22 protein-coding genes are annotated in these 19784 nt (G+C 74.1%); 15 read left to right on the forward strand and 7 right to left on the reverse strand.

Going from position 1 to position 19784, the window contains the following annotated elements:
* Positions 1-6: 6 nt before the first annotated feature.
* From ACEQ2X_RS01620 to ACEQ2X_RS01650, 7 genes are all read left to right on the forward strand, one after another.
* Positions 7-1497 (forward strand): AAA family ATPase, encoded by a 1491-nt coding sequence (locus ACEQ2X_RS01620; protein WP_370323987.1) that lies wholly within the window; start codon positions 7-9, stop codon positions 1495-1497.
* Positions 1498-1555: 58 nt separating this feature from the next.
* A complete protein-coding gene (locus ACEQ2X_RS01625) occupies positions 1556-2365 on the forward strand; it encodes a sigma-70 family RNA polymerase sigma factor (protein WP_370323988.1) in 810 nt (269 codons plus the stop codon).
* A 64-nt stretch (positions 2366-2429) separates the two neighbouring features.
* A complete protein-coding gene (locus ACEQ2X_RS01630; RefSeq protein ID WP_370323989.1) occupies positions 2430-3797 on the forward strand; it encodes a DUF5667 domain-containing protein in 1368 nt (455 codons plus the stop codon).
* A 56-nt stretch (positions 3798-3853) separates the two neighbouring features.
* Positions 3854-6199 carry an ATP-binding protein gene (locus ACEQ2X_RS01635; protein WP_370323990.1) on the forward strand — a complete coding sequence of 782 codons (2346 nt, stop codon included), beginning with the start codon at positions 3854-3856 and terminating at the stop codon, positions 6197-6199.
* Positions 6196-6624 (forward strand): roadblock/LC7 domain-containing protein, encoded by a 429-nt coding sequence (locus ACEQ2X_RS01640; protein ID WP_370323991.1) that lies wholly within the window; start codon positions 6196-6198, stop codon positions 6622-6624. Before ACEQ2X_RS01635 ends, ACEQ2X_RS01640 begins: the two co-directional genes overlap by 4 nt.
* Positions 6621-6998, forward strand: a complete 378-nt coding sequence (locus tag ACEQ2X_RS01645; RefSeq protein ID WP_370323992.1) for a DUF742 domain-containing protein — start codon at positions 6621-6623, stop codon at positions 6996-6998. Before ACEQ2X_RS01640 ends, ACEQ2X_RS01645 begins: the two co-directional genes overlap by 4 nt.
* Positions 6979-7599 (forward strand): ATP/GTP-binding protein, encoded by a 621-nt coding sequence (locus tag ACEQ2X_RS01650; RefSeq protein WP_370323993.1) that lies wholly within the window; start codon positions 6979-6981, stop codon positions 7597-7599. Before ACEQ2X_RS01645 ends, ACEQ2X_RS01650 begins: the two co-directional genes overlap by 20 nt.
* Before the next feature lie 16 nt (positions 7600-7615).
* On the opposite strand, the gene ACEQ2X_RS01655 is transcribed toward ACEQ2X_RS01650, so the two are convergent.
* A complete protein-coding gene (locus ACEQ2X_RS01655; protein ID WP_370323994.1) occupies positions 7616-7849 on the reverse strand; it encodes a hypothetical protein in 234 nt (77 codons plus the stop codon).
* Between the two features lie 121 nt (positions 7850-7970).
* A complete protein-coding gene (locus ACEQ2X_RS01660) occupies positions 7971-8207 on the reverse strand; it encodes a hypothetical protein (RefSeq protein WP_370323995.1) in 237 nt (78 codons plus the stop codon).
* Positions 8208-8340: 133 nt separating this feature from the next.
* Here ACEQ2X_RS01660 and ACEQ2X_RS01665 point away from each other — a divergent pair, with 133 nt between their 5' ends.
* The 4 genes from ACEQ2X_RS01665 to ACEQ2X_RS01680 all read left to right on the forward strand — a co-directional run bounded on the left by ACEQ2X_RS01665 (position 8341) and on the right by ACEQ2X_RS01680 (position 12449).
* The gene (locus ACEQ2X_RS01665) at positions 8341-9636 is read left to right on the forward strand and encodes a dihydroorotase (protein ID WP_370323996.1); all 1296 of its coding nucleotides are present in this window, start codon (positions 8341-8343) and stop codon (positions 9634-9636) included.
* A 70-nt stretch (positions 9637-9706) separates the two neighbouring features.
* On the forward strand, positions 9707-10174 hold the full coding sequence (locus ACEQ2X_RS01670; RefSeq protein WP_370323997.1) for a hypothetical protein: 468 nt from the start codon (positions 9707-9709) through the stop codon (positions 10172-10174).
* A 28-nt stretch (positions 10175-10202) separates the two neighbouring features.
* On the forward strand, positions 10203-11036 hold the full coding sequence (locus tag ACEQ2X_RS01675; RefSeq protein WP_370323998.1) for an alpha/beta fold hydrolase: 834 nt from the start codon (positions 10203-10205) through the stop codon (positions 11034-11036).
* A gap of 42 nt (positions 11037-11078) precedes the next feature.
* Positions 11079-12449, forward strand: a complete 1371-nt coding sequence (locus ACEQ2X_RS01680) for a GH1 family beta-glucosidase (RefSeq protein ID WP_370323999.1) — start codon at positions 11079-11081, stop codon at positions 12447-12449.
* An 18-nt stretch (positions 12450-12467) separates the two neighbouring features.
* On the opposite strand, the gene ACEQ2X_RS01685 is transcribed toward ACEQ2X_RS01680, so the two are convergent.
* Entirely contained in the window at positions 12468-13202 is a 735-nt protein-coding gene (locus tag ACEQ2X_RS01685) for a MerR family transcriptional regulator (RefSeq protein ID WP_370324000.1), read from the reverse strand.
* A 90-nt stretch (positions 13203-13292) separates the two neighbouring features.
* Here ACEQ2X_RS01685 and ACEQ2X_RS01690 point away from each other — a divergent pair, with 90 nt between their 5' ends.
* Positions 13293-13505, forward strand: a complete 213-nt coding sequence (locus ACEQ2X_RS01690; RefSeq protein WP_370324001.1) for a hypothetical protein — start codon at positions 13293-13295, stop codon at positions 13503-13505.
* A 16-nt stretch (positions 13506-13521) separates the two neighbouring features.
* Here ACEQ2X_RS01690 and ACEQ2X_RS01695 read toward each other — a convergent pair whose 3' ends face one another.
* Entirely contained in the window at positions 13522-13935 is a 414-nt protein-coding gene (locus ACEQ2X_RS01695) for a PaaI family thioesterase (protein WP_370324002.1), read from the reverse strand.
* A 58-nt stretch (positions 13936-13993) separates the two neighbouring features.
* Here ACEQ2X_RS01695 and ACEQ2X_RS01700 point away from each other — a divergent pair, with 58 nt between their 5' ends.
* Entirely contained in the window at positions 13994-15244 is a 1251-nt protein-coding gene (locus tag ACEQ2X_RS01700; RefSeq protein WP_370324067.1) for a methyl-accepting chemotaxis protein, read from the forward strand.
* 31 nt (positions 15245-15275) lie between these two features.
* Positions 15276-15986 carry a histidine phosphatase family protein gene (locus tag ACEQ2X_RS01705; RefSeq protein ID WP_370324003.1) on the forward strand — a complete coding sequence of 237 codons (711 nt, stop codon included), beginning with the start codon at positions 15276-15278 and terminating at the stop codon, positions 15984-15986.
* Here the strand turns inward: ACEQ2X_RS01705 and ACEQ2X_RS01710 are convergent.
* The 3 genes from ACEQ2X_RS01710 to ACEQ2X_RS01720 form a co-directional block, all read right to left on the reverse strand.
* On the reverse strand, positions 15983-16825 hold the full coding sequence (locus tag ACEQ2X_RS01710) for a DUF3097 family protein (RefSeq protein WP_370324004.1): 843 nt from the start codon (positions 16823-16825) through the stop codon (positions 15983-15985). The two genes, ACEQ2X_RS01705 and ACEQ2X_RS01710, sit on opposite strands and share 4 nt — an antisense overlap.
* Before the next feature lie 62 nt (positions 16826-16887).
* Positions 16888-17544 (reverse strand): hypothetical protein, encoded by a 657-nt coding sequence (locus tag ACEQ2X_RS01715; RefSeq protein WP_370324005.1) that lies wholly within the window; start codon positions 17542-17544, stop codon positions 16888-16890.
* Positions 17545-17665: 121 nt separating this feature from the next.
* On the reverse strand, positions 17666-18532 hold the full coding sequence (locus ACEQ2X_RS01720; protein ID WP_370324006.1) for a DUF1206 domain-containing protein: 867 nt from the start codon (positions 18530-18532) through the stop codon (positions 17666-17668).
* A 59-nt stretch (positions 18533-18591) separates the two neighbouring features.
* On the opposite strand from ACEQ2X_RS01720, the gene ACEQ2X_RS01725 reads away from it, so the two are divergent.
* Positions 18592-19782, forward strand: a complete 1191-nt coding sequence (locus ACEQ2X_RS01725) for an aromatic amino acid transaminase (RefSeq protein WP_370324007.1) — start codon at positions 18592-18594, stop codon at positions 19780-19782.
* Positions 19783-19784 lie beyond the last annotated feature (2 nt).

Raw genomic sequence — 19784 nt, forward strand, 5'->3', positions numbered from 1 at the left:
CGCGACGTGCCGGAGCGGGCCCACCTCGCCTTCGCCGACCAGCTGGCGGTGCACCTGCGCGCCAGCTCGCCGCTGCTGGTCGTGGACACCGTGGAGGAGCAGCGGCTGGTCGCCAAGGCGGCGGAGCTCGCCCGTCAGCTCGGCATGCGGTGCCTGACCTGGGATGCGGTAGGCGGGTTCCACTCCGTCGACGAGGGACGCGCCATGGCACCGGCCACCGATGCCCACGACGTCCTCAGCCGCCTGCGGGCGATGAGCTCGGACTCCCTGGTCATCCTGAAGGACTTCCACCACGAGTGGGAGGACCCGCGGGTCCGCCGGGCCCTCCGCAACTACGCCCAGCGGGGGAGCGCCGCCGGTCCGACCGTGATCGTCGTCGGCGCCGGTGCGGTCGTGCACCCCGAGCTGGTCGACGCGACCGTGACCCTGGAGCTGCCGCCGCCGACCCGGTACGAGCTGCAGGCCGTCCTCAGCGACGTCCTCGCGGCGCACTGGGCCCGCCGCGAGCTCGACCCGGCCGGGGTGGAGCACCTCGTCGAATCGGCCCGTGGCCTCACCCTCGAGCAGGCCCGCCGGGTCTTCACCCGAGCCGTGGTGGCCGACGGCGTCCTCGACCACCGCGACGTGGCGCTGGTGCAGGAGGAGAAGAAGCAGTTGATCGCCGCCTCGGGCGCCCTGGAGTACCTCGATCCCGACCTCGGGCCGGAGGACGTCGGCGGCCTCGACGCGCTCAAGGAGTGGCTGCGCCTGCGCGAGCGGGGGTTCAGCGCTGCCGCCCGCGAGTTCGGGCTGCCAGCGCCGAAGGGCGTGGCGCTGATCGGCTTGCCCGGCACCGGGAAGTCGCTGACCGCCAAGGCCGTGGGCCGGCTGTGGGGTGTGCCGCTGCTGCGCCTCGACGTCGGAGCGATCTACTCCTCCTACATGGGCGAATCGGAGCGCCGCGCCCGCCACGCCCTGCGCCTGGCCGAGGCCATCGCCCCGTGCGTGGTCTGGATCGACGAGCTGGAGAAGGCGGTCGCGAGCGGCGGCAACGACACCGGGACGTCCACCCGGGTCGTGGGCACCCTGCTGACGTGGATGGCGGAGAAGTCCGCGCCCTGCTTCGTCGTCGCCACCGCCAACGACATCTCCCGCCTGCCGCCTGAGCTGCTCCGGCGGGGCCGGTTCGACGAGATCTTCTTCCTCGACCTGCCGTCGGCGGCCGAGCGGGCGGAGATCCTGGCCGTCCACGTGCGCCGCAGCGGTCGCGACCCGGCGGGGTTCGACCTCGGCGCGGTCGCCGCGCGGACCGAGGGGTTCGTCGGCGCCGAGCTCGCCCAGGTCGTCGCCGACGCCCTCGTGGTGGCCTTCGACGCCGACCGGGACATCGCGACCGCGGACCTGCTCGCCTGCGCGGCCGAGGTCGTGCCGCTGGCGGTGTCCCAGCGCGAGCGGATCGCCGCGCTGCGGGGTTGGCTGGCCGAGGGCCGCGCGAAGCCCGCGTCGACCGGCCGGTGACGGATTAGTCATTTGTAGCTATATCGTCTGCGCCTTGAGCGGTCGAGAATCGGCGGATATGCAGTCCAGTCGTGCGCTGGATCAGCCGCCGCGCCCCCCATCCGTCCGGGCGCGGCTGTCCGTCCGCGCCCAGACGTCGCTCGCGGCGATCGCGTCGCTGTGCACCCTGCGGGTGGCGGTGGCCACCGCCGGGGGCCGTGGCCTGCCCGTCCACCTCGCGGCCGCCGCCTACCGCGGTGCCGCCGCGCCCGTCACCGCGCGCGCTCCCGGAGGGGACGCCGCGGCCCCGGATGCGGCCGAGCTGATCGACGCGGACGTCATCGCCCACGTCCGCGACGCCCAGGACGGCAACGCGCACGCCTTCAGCCTGCTGTACGACCGCTACGTCGATCGCGTCTACGGCTACTGCTACCACCGCGTCGGCAACGCCCAGACCGCCGAGGACCTCACCGCTGACGTGTTCATGCGGGCGCTGAAGCGGATCGACTCGTTCTCCTGGCAGGGCAAGGACTTCGGCGCCTGGCTGATCGCCATCGCTCGCAACCGCTGCCACGACCACTTCAAGTCGGCCCGGTTCCGCATGGAGAACCCGGTGGCCGAGGTCTACGACAGCCCGGACTCCGGCCCCTCCTACGACGCCCGCCCCGAGCGGGACCTCGAGCTGCGCGAGCTGCAGGCGCAGGTCCACGCCGCGCTCGAGCAGCTCAAGAGCGAACACGCCGAGGTGCTGTTCCACCGCTTCCTGCAGGGCTTCGACGTCGAGGCGACCGCCAGGGTCATGGGCAAGAAGCCCGGCGCGATCCGCGCCCTGCAGTACCGCGCCCTGAAGGCGCTGGCCAAGCATGTGGACGTGGAGGCGTTCCTGTGATCGCGTCAGCGGTCGCAGTACAGGCCGGGGGGCGACCCCGGCGCGCCAGCGCAGGGGTCGGGCTGTGAGGGGCGACGCCGCGCGGCTGGCGGCCCTCCTCGAGCCGGGAGAGGTGCCCGAGGGGGACGCGGTCGAGGTGCCGGCCGACCTGTCGGCCCTGGCGACACTGGCCGCGGCGCTCCGCGAGTCCGCGCCCGAGCTCCCGGCGATGGATCCGGGTGCCCGCGCAGCCCTCCGCGAGCGGGTCGTCGAGGCGGCCCGCGAGCGGCACGCCGAGCCGGCGCTGCTGACGCGCATGCGCGCGGCCGGCCGGCGTTGGCGGTACTCGCGCGCCGCGACGGCGACCACCGGCATCGCGGCGCTCGCGGCCACCGGCGGTGGCGTCGCGGGCGCGGCTGAGGGTGCCCAGCCCGGCGACCTGCTGTACAGCCTGAAGCTGGGCGTGGAGGAGCTCCGCCTGGCCGCGACGTTCGACGACGTCGCCCGCGGACAGCGGGCGATGGCCTACGCGTTCGACCGGGTGGCGGAGGCGGAGGCGGCGGCCGCCGACGCCCGCGACCCCGCGGCGGCCCTCGACGAGGCCGTCGACCGCGTAGAGGCTGCCGGAGACCTCCTCCTCGGCGCCGGCATGGGCGACCACGTCCTCGACCTGGCCGACGACGTCACCGCGATGACCGACCGCGTCGAGGCGCTGCGAGCCGAACTCGACGCCCCGGCCGCCGTGGCCGCAACGGCCCTGCTCGATGCCCTCGGCCGCATCGAGGACGGCATCGCGGACCTGGTCGCCCCCGAGGCGCCTGCCCCGACCGCGACGCCGTCGTCCGCGCCCGAGACGGACCCCGAGGCGTCCGAGCGTCCGACCGCGACACCGACGGCGACGCCCGTCCCGGCGACCTCCACACCCCTCCCCACGCCCCGGCCCGGCCCCGTCCCGGTGCCGACCTCCCCGACCGGGCCGTCCAGCGGCCCGACCGGCGGGATCGGCGGTGCGGTCGACGAGGCGGTCGACGGTGTGGGCGGTGCGGTCGAGGACGCCGTCGACGGTGTGGGCGGGACGGTCGGCGACGCGGTGGATGGCGTCGGGGACGCCGTCGGTGATGTGGTGGACGGGGTCGGCAGCGGCTCGGTCGGCGGGGTGGTGGACGGCGTGGGGGATGCGGTGGACGGGGTCGGTGGCACCGCCGACGACGTGATCGACGGGGTCGGCGGCGCGGTCGAGGACGTGACCGACGGCCTCGGGGACGCGGTCGGGGGGACCACGGGCGGTGCGGTGGAGGGGGTCGGCGGCGCCGTGGGGGACGCGGTCGACGGGGTGGGCGATGCGGTTGAGGACGTGGGCGGCGCCGTGGGTGGGATCCTGGACGGCGTCGGGGACGCCGTCGCACCGACCCCGTCGGATGGGGTCCTTCCTGGCATCCTCTCGGGCGACTAGCCTCGGGGCCTGGCAACCACGCGACCCGGACCGGTCCGGGTCGCAGGAGGACGTTCGTGCAGCAGACGGAGAGCGCAGTTCGACAGGAGGGGACAGCCGCCTCGGCCGTGCCCTCCGGCGAGCTGGGCCCGCCGGACGGGGACGTGTCCCCCCAGACCACGGTCGCGTTCCGCACCTGGCACCGCCTGCTCCGGTTGCTGCTCGCCGTGCACGTCCCGCTCCTGCTGCTGTTCGCGGTGTTCCGCGAGGTGGAGCTCGGCACCGCCCTCCTCGGCGTGGCCGTCCCGACCGCCCTGGTCGCGGCGGCGAGCGCGGTCGGCGGCCCGCGGGTCCGCGCCGGGCTGGTCGCCGCCGGTCTGGCGTCGTGCTCGTGGCTGCTGGTCATCTGGTCCGGCGGGGCCATCGAAGCGCACTTCCACGGGCTGATCGCGATCGGCCTCGTGGCGCTCTACCGCGACTGGATCGCGGTCGCGATCGTCGCCACCGCGCAGGCCGCGCTGCACCTGGTGGTGGCCCAGCTCGCGCCGGACGTCGTCTACAACCACCCGGCGGCCATCGAGTCGCCCGCCGTGTGGGCGTTCGTCCACGTCGTCGCCGTCGCGGGTGCGGTGGCCATCCCGATCTTCTCCTGGAGAGGCAGCCGCGCGGGGGAGGTGCAGTCGGCCAGCCGCGCCTCGAGCGAGGTCCGCGAGGCCGCCGAGGCCCAGCGGCAGCGGGAGCTGGCCTCGGTCTACGCGACCGTCGCACGGCGCAGCCAGGCCATGATCGAGCGCCAGCTGGATGTGATCGAGCAGCTGGAGGCCGCCGAGCAGGACCCCGAGACGCTGCAGAAGCTGTTCGCGCTCGACCACCTGGCGACCCGGATGAACCGCGAGGCCGGGTCGATGCTGGTGCTGGCTGGCGGCGAGCCGACGCGCAAGGTGACCGGCAACCCGCCGCTGTCCGAGGTGGTGCGCGCGGCCGTCGGCGAGATCGAGCACTTCACCCGCGTCGACCTGCAGTTCGATGACGACCGGCGGGTCGAGAGCCGACTGGTCCCCGCCCTCATCCACCTGCTCAGCGAGCTGATCGAGAACGCCGCGGAGTTCAGCCCGCCCGATTCCCGGGTAGTCGTGCAGGGGACGACGACGGACGACGGCGGCTACCAGATGCGCATCGTGGATCGGGGCATCGGCCTCGACGACGCCCGCACCGCCCACTACAACCAGCTGCTCGCCCACCCGCCGTCGACGTCGCCGACCGAGTCCTCCCGGCTCGGGCTCGACGTCGTCGCCCGGCTCGCCGGCCGGCACGGGATCCCCGTCCGGTTGGCGCACAACGCCGAGGGCGTCGGCGTCACGGCGACGCTGCAGGTCCCCGCGCCGCTCCTCGGTCCGGCCGACGAGGAGGTCCTGGCCGACGCGCCCCCCGCCGAGCTTGTCGACGCGCCGACGCCGGTGGCGGCCGCGGTCCTCGACCCCGAGCCGGAGCTGACGGCCCCGCCCTCCCGCTGGGCGGCTGCGACCGCCGCCGGTCCCGCCCCGGCCCCCGCCCCGGCACCGGAGCCCGTGGCGGTCGGGGCGCCCCCCGACCCTGCCGAGGCGACGCGCGCCACGACCGTCCCACGGGTCGCCGCGTCGGTCAGCACCGGCATGAGCTGGTCCTACAGCGCGCACCTGCGCAGCCAGCCAGCCCGCCCGGCCGCCGCCGTCGCCGCGCCACCGCCTGCCGGGCGCGGCTCGCGCTCCCAGGTCACGGGACCTGCGCCGCGCCAGCCCGACGCACCCGCGGCCGAGCCGGTCGCCGCTGCGGACGCCGACCACATCGAGCGCATGCTCCACGGCCCCGCGGCGGGACCGGCACCGGCAGCGGGGGTCGCCACGTCGGCAGGCCGTGACCGGACGCCCGACCCCTCGTCCGAGGAGGGCAGCCGGCCCGCCCCCGAGGACCTGCGACGGACTCCGCCCCCGCCCTCGCGCCAGCCGGACACCCCTCCGGAGACCCCGCGCAGGCCAGCCGCCGCGACGCCCGCCCCAGAGACGCCCGCCCCAGAGACGCCCGTCGCCGAGACCCCCGCCGCTGAGGCGCCGGACCCCGTGACCACCCGTCCGGACTCGCCGGTCGCCGACGCCACGGTCGCCGACGCCCCGGTCACCGACGCCCAACCGTCGGCGACCCGCAGCGGACTGCCCCGCAGGGCCCGCGGGACGTCGCTGCCCGCCGGCCTGCGCAACCCGCAGGACGCCCAGCCGGCCAGCGCCTCCGCCGCTCCCGTGTCACGGGAGGAGTCGCGGTCGCTGCTGTCCAGCTACCAATCCAGACTTCAGGCGGGCCGCAAGGCTGCCGAGGACCAGGTGGCGCAGCAAGGTGGTGCGCCACGCCCCGCTGGTACCCCCACCCCCGAACGGGACGACGACCGATGAACTCAAGCCAGCTCAGCGATGACGCGCGCAACCTCAACTGGCTGGTCGCGAACTTCACCGCGAAGGTGCCCGGCGTGGCCAACACGCTGGTGCTCAGCGCCGACGGGCTGCCCCTCGCGCTCAGCGACAACCTGGACCGCGAGGCAGCGGACCAGCTCGCGGCGATCGCGAGCGGCCTGTCCAGCTTGACCCAGGGCGCCGCCCGCTGCCTCGCCGCCGGCGCGGTCAAGCAGTCGATCGTCGAGATGGACGCAGGCTTCCTGTTCGTGCAGACGATCTCGGACGGCTCGATCCTGTCGGTGCTGACCACGACCGACGCCGACCTCGGCCTGATCGGCTACGAGATGGCGCTGCTCGTGTCCCGCGTCGGCGATGTGCTGACCCCGGCTCTCCGCGTCGAGCTGCAGGCAGCCCTCCCCTCATGAGCACACCTCCGGTCGACGGTGGGTCGCAGGACTGGTCGCGGCTGACCAGGCCCTATGCGCTGACCGGCGGTCGGACCGAGCCCGTGGACGCCGACCTCGCGCTCGAGTCCCTCGTCGAGATGACGTGGGAGGGCTACGACGCCCTCGACTCGCTGACCTTCGAGAAGCGCGACATCATCCGCCTGACCCAGGAGACCGTCAGCGTCGCCGAGTTGGCCGCGCACCTGCGCGTGCCCCTCGGCGTCGCCCGCGTGCTCGTCGCCGACCTGGCCGACGCCGGCTACGTGGTCGTGCACCCGCCGCCGGAGGGTGCTGAGGGCGGTCAGGACCCGAACCTGCTCGAGAAGGTGTTGGATGGCCTACGTTCGCTCTGACCGCAGCCGCCAGGCCGCGCGTGCGCGCAACGTCACGCGGGTGGCCCCCACGCCGACCAAGATCGTCGTCGCGGGCGGCTTCGCCGTGGGCAAGACGACGTTCGTCGGCTCGGTCTCCGAGATCGACCCGCTCCGGACCGAGGCCGCCATGACCGTTGCCTCCGAGGAGCTCGACGACCTGAGCAAGGTCCAGGGCAAGCGCTCGACGACCGTGGCGATGGACTTCGGCCGGATCAGCCTGTCCGACGAGCTGATCCTCTACCTCTTCGGAACCCCCGGACAGGGTCGGTTCTGGTTCATGTGGGACGACCTCTGCAAGGGCGCGATCGGCGCGATCGTGCTGGTCGACACCCGCCGGCTCGAGGACTCCTTCGGCCCGATCGACTACTTCGAGGACCGGGGCATCCCCTTCATCGTGGCCGTGAACGCCTTCGAGGGTGTGCTGCTGCACGACCTCGACGAGGTCCGCGAGGCGCTGCAGCTGAGCCGGGAGATCCCCGTGGTCCGCACCGATGCCCGGCTCCGCGACGCCTGCAAGCAGACGCTCATCGAGCTGGTCCAGCAGGCCCTGCGCAAGGCGGAGACCGCCCGAGCCCGCTGACCGCCGCCGAGGGCGGTCAGGCGAGCAGCAGCCAGGACAGCAGGCTGAGCATCACCGCTCCCGCGCGGGGGTGGTCGGATGCCGCGAGGCTCTGGATGGCGGCATCCCAGCCGATCATCGCCATCAACAGGTCACCGGCGTCGTCGTCGTGGACGTCCATCGCCAGTGCGTTCGCGGTGACCTCGTCGGGGGGGCCGACCAGCAGGCCGGAGTCGTAGTGGTCGCCCGTGGGGGCGTTGGGGCGTGACATCTGCAGGGCTCCTCGGGGGGGTCGGTGCGGGCGACAACCGGATCCTGCCCGGATCCCATCCCGCGTCCTCACCCCTTGGCCGACTCTTTGCCTGCAGGTGACCGTCCCCGGGTGCGCGCGGTCAGCGCTCGCGAGGCGGCTGCTGGGTGGTGGCGTTGGCGTCCGCGATGAAGAGGCCGCACACCATCGAGTACAGGCCCATCGAGGCGCGGACCTCCTCCATGCCGGCCAGGGTCGCGAACGCCGCGTCCCAGCCGATCTCCTGCACCAGCGCGTCGACGGCGTCGTCGATGTGCGGGTGCTCCGCCAGGGCCGTGTAGGCAGCCAACGTGTGAGCCAGTCCGTTGGGGTACTTCATCTCGGGGCCTCCGGCGGGTGGTCGAGCTGGTGGGCGGTGCGTCGTCGTTCCCAACGACGGGGGGTGGAGCGGGTGACGGCCTCGCTGACGGTCCTGCGTGCCGTTGCGGCCAGCTTGCTCCTACCCTCCCCACATGGAAACAACCCTGCTCCGCGGTGGAACCTTGATCGACGCAGCGTCACCTCCGCGGGCTGCTGACGTGCTCGTGCAGGCCGGTGAGGTGCGCCAGGTCGCGGCTGCGGGGGAGGGAGAGGTGCCGCCCGGCGCCCGGGTCCTCGACGTCACCGGGCTGCTGGTCATGCCGGGTCTGGTCGACATCCAGGTCCACTTCCGCGAGCCGGGGGGCACCGAGGCGGAGGACATCGCCTCCGGTGCCGAGGGCGCGGCGAGGGGTGGCGTGACGGCCGTGGTGATGATGCCCAACACCAGCCCGGCCATCGACGACCCCGCGGTGGTCGCGGAGGTCCTCGCGATCGGCCGGTCGGCCCCCGTGGAGGTGCACACGGCCGCGTCGATCACCGTCGGGCGCCAGGGTGAGCGGCTGGTCGACGTCCGCGCCCTCCACGCCGCCGGCGTCCGGGTGTTCACCGACGACGGCAACGCGGTGATGGACGCCGGCATCATGCGCGCCGCCCTCGAGGCGACCACGCAGCTCCCCGGCATGGTCGTCAGCCAGCACGCGGAGGACGCGTCGCTGGTCGCGGGTGGCGTCGTGAACGAGGGCCTCGTGGCACGCAGCCTGGGCGTGGGCGGCCGCCCACGGGAGGCTGAGGAGGTGATCGTCGCCCGCGATGTCGCGCTGGCCAGGCTCACCGGCGGCCGCTACCACGTGCTGCACCTGTCGACCGCCCTCGCGCTGGACCACGTCCGCCGGGCCCGCGCCGAGGGCGCGGCCGTCACCTGCGAGGTCACCCCGCAGCACCTCGTGCTGACCGAGGGCGACGTCGCGCGGCTCGGGACCAGCGGGAAGATGAACCCGCCGCTGCGGACCGCCGCCGACGTGGACGCGCTCCGCCGGGGGCTGGCGGACGGCACCGTCGATGCGATCGCCACCGACCACGCGCCGCACGCCCCCGAGGCCAAGGCCGCGTCGCTGGCCGACGCCCCGCCGGGGATGCTCGGGGTGGAGACCGCCGCGGCGGTGGTGTGGACCCACCTGGTCCGTCCTGGTCTGCTCAGCCCCGCGCGTGCCGTGGAGGTCCTCTCCACGCGACCGGCCGCCATCGCGGGCCTCTGGCGGCACGGCGGTCCCGTCGCCCCGGGGCGTCCCGCCAACCTCTGCGTCCTCGACCCCGAGGAGACCTGGGTCGTCGACCCGGATGCGCTCGCCAGCCGGTCCCGGAACACCCCCTTCGCAGGCGACCGCCTCACCGGCCGTCCTGTGCTGACCGTCGTCGACGGGCGCGTCGTCATGTCCCGCCTCGGCTGACCACATCGTCCCGATCCACCGGGGGATCGGGACTCAAGTCGTCGCGCAGGGTGACGATGTTGTCAGTGACATGACTGAGAGCAGCGTGGACGTGCTCCGTGCCTACGTGGCGCGCGGCCGGCAGACCGAGGACGAGGTGCGGCGCATCGTGGCCCGCACCCGCGCGTCGAGCCTGGCCAAGGTCCCCCTGGGCCGCCGACCGAGCCTGCCGGTCACCATGCCGGGCGCGGCGATAAGCCGCCTCGGCCACGATGTGGTCCTTGGCGTCCCGAAGGCCGTGCTCGACGACCACGCGCTCCGCAAGGTCGCGAAGGCCTGCCCGGAGATGTGGCTCGACGGTCGGTGGTTCCCCGCCGACGTCGAGGGCGTCCACATGGTCCTCGCCACCTGCGTGACCGTGGCGAACCCCGCCGGGATCGCCGGTGAGGTGGCCGCCCTGCTCGACGTGCCCGCCGACGAGGCGCGGTTCAACGGCGGCGACGCCGACAGCCCCATGCGCTTCGTGCGCCTGGCCTGGAAGGTCGGGCGGGCCGCCTGAGCCGGGGCGTCGGGGGTATCGTCCGCCGATGGCCCCCGAGTCCACCAGCAGGTACGTCGACGTCGACGGCGCCCGCCTGGCGGTGACCGACGTGGGGGAGGGGCTGGCACTGGTCGCGCTCCCCGCCGGCGTGGCCGACCGGCGTGTCTGGCGGCAGGCGATCGGCGCCTGGACCGCCGACGGCTGGCGGGTGGTCGCCCACGACCGGCGAGGGTTCGGCGAGTCGACCTGGGAGCCCGCTCCCACCGAGCAGCCGTTCAGCCACGTCGACGACCTGGTCGCCGTGATGGATGCCGTCGGGGTCGACCGTGCGGTCCTCGTCGGCAACAGCCAGGGCGGCCGCATCGCGGTGGACACGGCCCTCGCCCACCCCGGCCGGGTCACGGCGCTGGTCCTGATCGCCCCCGCGGTGACCGGCATGCCGTTCGACCTCGACGACCTCCACCCGGACGAGCTCGCGCTCGAGGAGGCCATCGAGGCCGCGGAGGAGGCCGGGGACCTCGACGCGGTCAACCGCCTGGAGGCCCACCTGTGGCTGGACGGGCCGCGTGAGGTGGAGGGGCGGGTCGCCGGTGCGGCCCGCGACCTGTTCGAGGACATGAACGGCCGGTCCCTGACCGCCCCGCCGGTCGGCGAGCTCCGCTGGGGACCGTCGGCCTGGGACCGCCTGGACCAGATCGCGGTGCCCACCCTGGTCGTGGTCGGCGAGCTGGACGAGTGGCCGCACGTGTTCGCCGGCCTGGCCGAGCGCATCCCCGGCGCCCAGCTCGTGACGATGCCCGGGTCGGCGCACCTGCCGATGCTGGACGACCCCGAGGCGTTCCTCGACGCGGTCGCCCCGTTCCTGTCCGACCAGCGCTGATCGGCCGCCCCCGGCGCCCCGCCGATCGCTAGCCTGCCGGCCATGCCGATCCTGGATCCCACCGAGCTCGCCGCCCGCCTCCCCTCCACCATCCGCATGGGGACCGCCACGTCCTCCTACCAGATCGAGGGTGCGGTCGACGAGGACGGCCGGGGCCCGGCCAACTGGGACGTCTTCTGCGCCACGCCCGGGACGATCGCCGACGGGTCCTCCGGGGCGGTCGCCTGCGACCACTACCACCGCATGCCCGACGACGTCGCGCTGATGGCCGACCTCGGCATGGAGGTGTACCGGTTCTCGATCGCCTGGCCGCGGATCATGCCGGAGGGCGCCGGCCGGGTCGAGCGGCGCGGGCTGGACTTCTACGACCGGCTCGTCGACGCGCTGCTGGCCGCGGGGATCGAGCCCGTCCCGACGCTGTACCACTGGGACCTGCCCCAGGCGCTCGAGGACGCCGGCGGCTGGCCGGAGCGGGACACCGCCGGCCGCTTCGCCGACTACGCCCAGGTCGTCGTCGAGCGCCTGGGTGACCGCGTGACCCGGTGGGCGACGCTCAACGAGCCGTGGTGCTCCTCCCACCTCGGCTACCACGCCGGCGCGCACGCCCCCGGCGAGACCGACGCCGCCAAGGCCATGGCCGCGGCCTACAACCTGCTGCGCGCCCACCACCTCGGCGGCCAGGCGGTCCGCGCCGCGTCCTCGTCCGCCCAGCTCGGCGTCGTGCTGAACGTCACCACGATCCACGGCGACGACGAGGACGCCGTCCGGGCGCTCGACGCGATCCGCAACCGCTGGTGGCTGGACGGCTGCCTGCGCGGCAGCGTGCCGGCCGACGCGCTCGAGGCGTGGTCGGCGGTGCTCGGTGATGCCGAACCGGACGTCCGCAGCGGCGACCTCGCCGGGGAGACCCCGGACTGGCTCGGCGTGAACTACTACTACCCCGAGGTGGTCACCACCGAGCCGGAGGGTGTGGCGTTCCCCGACGCCTGCGTCGATCCCGCCCGGTCCGTGCCGCCCACGGGCGAGACGACCGCGATGGGCTGGCGGATCGACGCCAGCGCCTTCGCCGACCTGCTGCGGCGCGTCCACGAGGGGTGGGGTCCGATCCCGATCGCGATCACCGAGAACGGCGCCGCGTTCGACGACGACCAGCCCGTCGAGGGGCGGCTGCCCGACCCCCGCCGGACCACGTACCTGTCGGACCACCTGGCCGCCGTCGCCGACGCCGCGGCGGACGGCGTGCCGATCACCGACTACATGGCCTGGTCGCTGATGGACAACTTCGAGTGGGCGCTCGGCTACTCCAAGCGCTTCGGGATCGTCCACGTGGACTACGACACCCAGGTCCGCACGCCGAAGGACAGCGCCCGCTGGTACGCCGACGTCGTGGCCGCCGTGAAGGCCCGCCGCTAGCGGCGGGCCTCGACCGGGCTACTCGACCGGGCGGGCGCTGGTGAGCTGCTCGGCGATCAGGTCGGCCATCACCTGGCGGAACACCGCCAGCAGCGCCTCGCCGGCGAGCGGCCGGATGCGGTCGACGAACTCGCGGATCTGCTGCCACTCGCCCTCCGGCCGGCCGCGGGCATCCCACGGGGCGAGGACCGCCTCGTCGAACACCCGCAGGTAGGCCTCCGCGACGGCCGTCGCGTGCGCGCGCATCCCCTCGAGGACGTCGAGCAGCCGATCGGGGTCCAGTCCCATCTCGGCGAGCTCGGTGCCGGCCGCGAGGACGCTGGGCAGCAGGATGCGGAACGACTCGCCGTCCTCGATCGTCGTCAGCAGACCGAGCTGCTCGGCGCGGGCGGCGGTCTCGGGTGACCACTCGCCCTGGGCGAGCGCCTTCGCGAGGTCCTTCGCGGAGATCTCCGCCGGCTCCTCCGAGACCCAGCCGTCGAGGACCGCCCGCTTCAGCTGCCTGAGCTCGTCGGAGTCCACGCCGCTGGCACCCCCGAGCAGCCAGCCGATGGCCTGCAGGTTGAGCCCCTCCTCCTGCAGCTCGGAGATCAGCCCCAGGCGGTCGACGTGGCGGTGGTCGTAGAACCCCTGGCGGCCCCGGACCTTCGGCGGCGGCAGCAGGCCGCGGGTCTGGTAGTAGCGGATGCTGCGGCTCGACACCCCCGTGGTCGCGGCCAGGTCGTCGATCGTCAGCTGGTCCTTCCGTGCCATGCCGCCCGATGGTGTACCACTAACCCCCGGCCCGCCGGTGCCGACGTACCAGCGACGCGCCTCCGCGCACCCGCCCAGGAGAGACCTCCCGTGACCACCGCAACCTCGTTCGGACGCCTCGTCCTCGCCGCCGCGACGACCTGGATCACGCTGGTGGTCGCCCAGCGGGGCCTCGACACGGGGGAGTGGGCGACCACGATCCGCGACGCCCTCGTGCTGGTGTCCCTCACCGCGGGGCTCGCGACGCTGGCGGCGCGCCTCGACATGTGGATCGAGGAGCTCTTGGGCCCGCGCGTCGACTAGACGCGTCGGCAGCCGGTCAGCCGGTCAGCGCCAGCGTCGCGGTGGCGTGCACCGCGGGCCGCGCGTCCCCGTCGGCGTGCAGCAGCACCTCGACGAACGCCATGCTCCGCCCCAGCCGCAGGAGACGCGTCTCGGCCAGCACGTCGGCGTCGCTCACCGGCCGCATCATCTGGATAGAGACGTCGACGGTCGTGCAGGGCCGCAGCGCCCCGGCCGCCGCCCACAGCCCGAACACCGATGCGGTGTCGGCGAGGGCCATGAACGCCTGGCCGCAGACGATGCCTCCCTGCCGGCAGATCCGCGGGGAGAACGGCATGCGCATGACCACCCCCTCGTCGGTGATCGCATCGAACGACAGGTCGAGCTCGGTGACCCACGCGCTGAAGCCCTCGGCCAGCAGCGTCCGTGCCTGCTCGATGTCCCGCACCACGTCAGCCGCCTCCTGATCCGCGCTCCGGCCGTCGGTGCGCGGTGGAGGAGCCTAGGAGATCGCGGCCCGCAGCCACGAACGGGGTCGGTGGTCACCTGAGCAGAGCGGGGAGCTCTCCCGGGAGGCGGCGCAGGAGGGTGCCAGGGAGACGCTCCGCGGCCTGCGCTACAGCGGGCAGGAGTACTTCTTCGTCTTCGACACCGACCTGGTGATGGTGCTCCTCGACCCCGCCCGCGACGCTGAGGGGACCGACCGGTCCGGCATCGACGACGGCCGCGGGGGGTTCCTGTACGAGCGCCTGCTCGACGTCGCGCAGTCCGGCGGGGGCTTCGTCGGCTACGACTTCCCCCGCGCGGGTGAGGACGTCGCCTCGCCCAAGCTGTCCTACGCCGTCGGGTTCGACGCGTGGGAGTGGGTCATCGGCACGGGCATCTACGTCGACGACGTCGACGCCGCGTTCGTCGACCAGCTGGCCGCCCTCGCGCTCCGCGTCCTCGTCGTCACCGCCGTCGTGGCGCTCGGGCAGGTGAGCGCGGGGGTCGACAGCGTCGCGACCTCCGCCGAGGAGATGGGCGCGTCGGTGCGGGAGATCGCCCAGAGCGCCAACCAGGCCTCCGCGGTGGCCATCGAGGCCGTCGGGATGGCACGGGCGGCCACGCAGACCATGGACCACCTCGGGTCGTCCAGCTCGGAGATCAGCGAGGTCGTCGAGCTGATCACCTCGATCGCCGAGCAGACGAACCTCCTCGCGCTCAACGCGACGATCGAGGCTGCCCGCGCCGGCGACGCCGGGAAGGGCTTCGCCGTCGTCGCCAACGAGGTGAAGGAGCTGGCGGAGCAGACCGCGGGCGCCACCGAGCGGATCGGCGCGAAGATCGCAGAGATCCAGACCGAGACCCAGGAGGCCGTCGACGTCATCACCCGCATCGCCGACGTCATCGAGCGGATCTCCGACAGCCAGACCACGATCGCCGCGGCGGTCGAGGAGCAGACCGCGACCAGCGACGAGATCGCCCGCGCCGTCACCGAGGCCGCCCGGGGCAGCGGGGACATCGCCGCCAGCGCGATCGCCGTCGCGGAGGCCGCCGGCGTCACGAGGCGCGGATCCGAGGATGCCCTGACCGCCGCGGCGGACCTGGGCGCCATCGCCGCCGACCTCCGCGCGGTGGTCCAGGGCGCGGGGGCTGGCCGGGCCGGGCGGCGTCCGCGCCGTGCCCTCCCCGCTCCCCCCAGGACGCCGGACGTCGACGGCGGCTCGTCCGCCTCGAACCCCGACGAGGTGGCGCGCCCGCTGGTCGGGGTGCGCTGACCGACCGACCAGGTGGCTAGGTTGGGCGCCGATGTGCGCCCAGCCAGCCGAGCCCCCCGAGCCCGTCCGCCAGTACCGCTTCCGCCCGCCGCCCGGCGCCTGCGACCTGCTGCTGGTCCGCCACGGGGAGTCCCAGCCCGCCGTCCCCGGTGAGGACTTCCCGCGGGTGGACGGCCACGGCGACCCGCCGCTGGCCGAGGAGGGTCTGCGCGAGGCCCGAGCCGTCGCGGACCGGCTGCGGCACGAGGAGATCGCCGCGATCTACACGACCCCGCTGACCCGGACCAAGCAGACCGCCGCGCCGCTCGCGGCCGCCCTCGGGCTGACGCCCGCGGTCGAACCGGAGCTCCGCGAGGTCCACCTGGGGGAGTGGGAGGGCGGCGAGTACCGCATCCGCGCCCGCGCCGGCGACCCCATCATGCAGCAGGTCTTCGAGCAGGAGGACTGGGGGTGCATCCCCGGCGCCGAATCGATGGCCGACTTCTCCACGCGCGTCCGCCGCGGCATCGAGCGGATCGCCGCCGCGCACCCCGACGAGCGCGTCGTCGCCTTCGTCCACGGCGGCGTGATCGGAGCGGTGTGCCACCTCGCGACCGGGTCGCGACCGTTCGCCTTCGTCGGGGCGGCCAACGCGTCGCTGAACCACATCGTCGTGCTCGGCGACAGCTGGGTGCTCCGCCGCTTCAACGACACCGGCCACCTCGACACCGACCTCGACAAGCCGGTCCAGCCGCTCACCTAGTCCCCGACGGTGAGGAAGTCGAGCAGCCGCTCGACCGCGCCGATCAGCGGCGTCTCCAGGTCCGCGAACGACGACACGCCGCCAAGGGCGCGGCGCCACACGTCGCGGTGGTCGGCCACGCCGAGGGCCGCGGCCACGCCCTCCTTCCACGGCTGGCCGCGCGGCACGTCCGGCCAGGCGGCGATGCCGAGCACCTGTGGCCGCACGCCGGCCCAGACGTCGACGTAGGGGTGGCCGTCGACCAGCACGGCCTGGGACGCGGTCGGGTCGAGCGACCGGCGGACGTCGTCGGCGATCCGGGTCTCCTTCGACCCCGGGACCAGGTGGTCGAGGAGGACGCCGAGCCGACGGGTGCCGCCCGGCCTGAAGGTCCGCACCGCCGAGACCAGGTCATCGGCGCCGCCGAGCGGCTCGACGACGATGGCGAGATCGCGCAGCTCGTCGCCCCACACGCGCTCGAGCAGCTGGGCGTCGTGGGTCCCCTCCACCCAGATCCGGCTGGCGCGGGCGACCTTGGGCGCGGCGCCCCGGTCGACGACCGCCCCGCTCGCCGACGTCATCGTCGCCGGCCGGCGGATGCCCACCCCGCCCTTCGTGAGGCGGATGGGCCGGCCGTCCTGGGTGAACCGGTCGGGCTCGTAGCCGAACGCCCGGCGGCCGCCGTCGTCGGCGGCTTCGAGGACGATGACGCCCGACTCGTACTCGACGACCGTCCCGCTGAAGCCGCTCGCTCGATCGGTCAGGACGATCCCCAGCCGGAGCCCGACCTGACGGGTCGGCGGCTGCCGCTTCGGGGGGACGGCGAGGACGTCGGCGTGGTAGCGGGGTCGGCGTGGCATGGACCGGTCAGCGTACGCCCGACCGGCCCCGCCATCGCGCAGCCGTGACCCGTCGTGGGGAGCTAGGCGCCCATCGCCGACACGACCAGACCGGCACCGCTGAGGAGGGTCACCGCGGCGACGCCCATCAGCACCCAGGCGATCTTCGGTGAGCCGATGAGGGTCGCGATGCCGCCGAAGAAGAGGGTGATGGCCAGGATCACGCCCGCCAGCTCGAAGCGGTCGCCGACCTCGTTGGCCTCCGCCCCCTCGGCGAACGCCTCCTCGGCGGCGGTCTGCTGAGCGTCGGCCTCCGCGCCGGCGGCGTCCACGTACGGGTTGCCCTCCAGGTCGTCGAAGGGGGTGACGGCGTCCTCGGTCGCGGCCCACCAGTCGACGGCGTCCTGCAGGTTCTCGTCCATCAGTGCGGTGCGGATGTACTCGGCGACCTGCTCCTGGCCGGGGGTGTTGGCAGCCGTCGCGAAGGCCGTGAACAGCTGCTGGTCGCGGACGAACTGCTGGGAGGAGGCGTTGTAGAAGAAGTTCGCGTCGCTCAGGTGCTGGGTCGACTGGGTGTACCCCTCGAGGGAGTTCCCGTCAGCGAGGGCCCCCTGGTAGGCCGCGAACGCCGCGATCGTGGCGGCCAGGCCGAGGATGATGCCGGCGATGATGTCGATGGCGCTGGTCCCGCCCGAGGGTGCGGGCGGCGGTGGGGGTGGTGGCGCCAGGGGGTCGCTCACGGAGGTGATCTCCTACGGTCGGTGGTGGAGCGGGCGCATGATGCGCCCCCCGACCCCCGGATGCCGCGATCACCCGCAGCGGATCACCCCGCGTCATGCGGGTGTCACCCGGCGCACGCGGTCACTCCGCCGTGCGCGGGGTCCCCCAGGCCGCCATGGCAAGGCAGAAGACGCCGTAGCCGGCCACGCCCACCGCGACGGCCGTCAGCAGACCGGTCCCGAAGGCGGTCGACGACAGCTCTCCGAACGCTGCCGACAACCCCCCGGATTCCGAGGAGTCCGACTGCACCGCCGCCTGGGCCAACAGGACGGCGATGGTGCCGAACAGGACCGCGCGGGCCGCGTGGCCGATCGACCCGGACCAGCTCGCCACCGTCCGGCGGAACCCGTGCGCCCGCACCTGGTCCATGAACTCGCGGGTGACCGCCTTCTTCAGCTGGTACGCGGCGACCCCGGCGAGGACCGCGGCAGCGCCGCCGACCAGCCACTGGCCGTACGGCAGCTCGAGCACCCGCTGGGTCAGCTGCTGCTCACTGGACGACTCACCGCCGGACCCTCCGCCCGATCCGACCAGCACGCGCACCGCGTACACCGTCAGACCCCCGTAGATCAGCGCGCGGACCAGGTAGCTGATGCGCATCACGACGCCCTTGGCGCCGGACTCGCCGCTCGGGTTGGCGACGACGTGCACCAGGCGGAGCAGCGCGTACCCGGCCAGGCCGACCGCCAGCACGATCAGGATCACCGTCCCGTAGGACTGCTCGGACAGCTGCTCGATCGCACCGGTCTGGCTCGCCTCGGACTCGCCGCCGCCGAGCCCGACCGACCCGGCGATCGCAGCGATGGTGAGGTAGAGCACGCCCTTGGCGGCGAACCCCATCCGGCCCAGGCGGTCCACCCAGGGCGAGTTGGCCGCCTGCTGCGCCTGATCCCCCACCGATGCGGACGAGGTCGTGGAGGACGGCACGGTCGGCGAGGTCTGGGCCATGCGGCGAACCTGCCCCGCCAGGGCCGACTCGAAGCGCGCGAGGACGTACCCTTCGCCCCATGCTGGAGAAGCTGAGCCCCCTGCCGCCGGACCCGATCCTCGGGACCACCGTCGCCTGCCGCAACGACCCGAACCCCGACAAGGTGGATCTCGGCGTCGGCGTCTACAAGGACGCGGGCGGGAACACGCCGGTCTTCGAGGCCGTGGTCGAGGCGGAGGCGCGGATCCTCGCCGCGCAGACGACCAAGGCCTACGTGTCGCCGCCCGGTGACAGCCGCTTCATCGAGGGCGTCACGCGGATCCTCTTCGGTGAGGACCACCCGGTGCTGGCCGACGGTCGCGTCGGCGCGGTCCAGGCCCCCGGGGGGTCCGGCGCGCTGCGCGTGCTCGCCGGGGTGCTGCTCCGGGCGCAGGCCGACACCGAGCTGTGGGTCTCGACGCCGACCTGGGGGAACCACATCCCCCTGCTCGGGGCCGCCGGGCTCGACATGCAGCAGTACCCCTACTACGACCGCGGAGCCCACGCGCTCTCGTTCGACGCGATGGTGGAGGCGCTGAAGCAGCGCGGACCCGGGGAGGTGGTGCTGCTGCACGGCTGCTGCCACAACCCGTCGGGCGCGGACCTGACCCGCGAGCAGTGGGACGTCGTCGGGGACCTCGCCGAGGAGCGGGGCTTCACCCCGTTCATCGACTTCGCCTACCACGGCCTGGGGGAGGGCCTCGACGACGACGCCTACGGCGTGCGGATGCTGGCACGCCGGGTCCCGGAGCTGATCGTCGCCTACTCGGCGTCGAAGAACTTCGGGCTCTACCGCGAGCGGACCGGCCTGGCCATCACCGTCGACGCGACGGCCGAGCAGGCCGCGACGGCGACCTCGCAGATGGCCAACATCGCTCGCGAGCTCTACTCGATGCCGCCGGCGCACGGCGCGTCGATCGTCGGGGAGATCCTCGCCGACGTCGAGCTGACCGCGTCGTGGACCGGCGAGGTCACCGCGATGCGCGACCGCCTGAACGGGCTGCGCGCGCTGCTGAGCCGGTCGCTGGCAGAGACCACGGGCACCGACGAGTTCGACTACATCGCCGGCGAGCGCGGGCTGTTCAGCTTCCTCGGACTCAGCCCCGAGCAGGTCCAGCGGCTGCAGTCCGAGCGCAGCGTCTACCTGATCCCCTCGAGCCGGATCAACGTCGCCGGCATCACCGAGGCGAACGTCGGCTACGTGGCCGAGTCCATCGCGTCGGTCCTGTAGGC

Origin of the sequence: Euzebya sp. (assembly GCF_964222135.1) — a bacterium.
GTDB lineage: Bacteria > Actinomycetota > Nitriliruptoria > Euzebyales > Euzebyaceae > Euzebya.